This is a genomic window from Anaerotignum faecicola, from assembly GCA_024460105.1.
In the GTDB taxonomy this organism is placed as follows: domain Bacteria; phylum Bacillota; class Clostridia; order Lachnospirales; family Anaerotignaceae; genus JANFXS01.
This window is the reverse complement of the sequence record JANFXS010000351.1, coordinates 1-429: the sequence shown is the minus strand read 5'-3', so window position 1 is coordinate 429 and position 429 is coordinate 1. Positions and strand designations below refer to the sequence as shown.

Genomic DNA, 429 nt, shown 5'->3' with positions numbered 1-429 from the left:
CGGCCTGACAGATTATAAACTCTGTCAGGCCGCCTCCATTTTTGATATTGCTTTTTAACTATTTACTTTTCTTCTTCCTTCTTCCTATTGCTCAACACTGTAAACGCTGCCAACAAGAATCCAGAAAGCAGTGCTGCTAATCCTGCATGTGCTCCTGCGCGATCACCGGTCTTTGGAAGACCTGCAAGCGGTACGTTGCCATCATCGATCAGAACTAAGTTGTCTGTCGGGCTGCCCTCAGGTAAATTCGCCAACGGTACTTCGCCCGGTTCAATCGTTACAGTTCCAGGACCTCCCGGAACGTATGGCTTATTAGGATTCGGAGTATCTCCGCCTCCGCCGCCGTTATCACCTCCGCTGCTGCCTGACGTTACTCTAAGAGTACCTGCCAGATAAGTGATGTGATAATTAGCTGTAACTTCCTCATCA

At 48.7% G+C, this 429-nt stretch carries 1 protein-coding gene; it reads right to left on the bottom strand.

The genetic code is table 11. The features are described from left to right. Positions 1–62 precede the first annotated feature (62 nt). Positions 63–429 (bottom strand): doubled motif LPXTG anchor domain-containing protein (locus NE664_14330; GenBank protein ID MCQ4727812.1); only part of this gene is annotated, 367 nt, incomplete at its 5' end.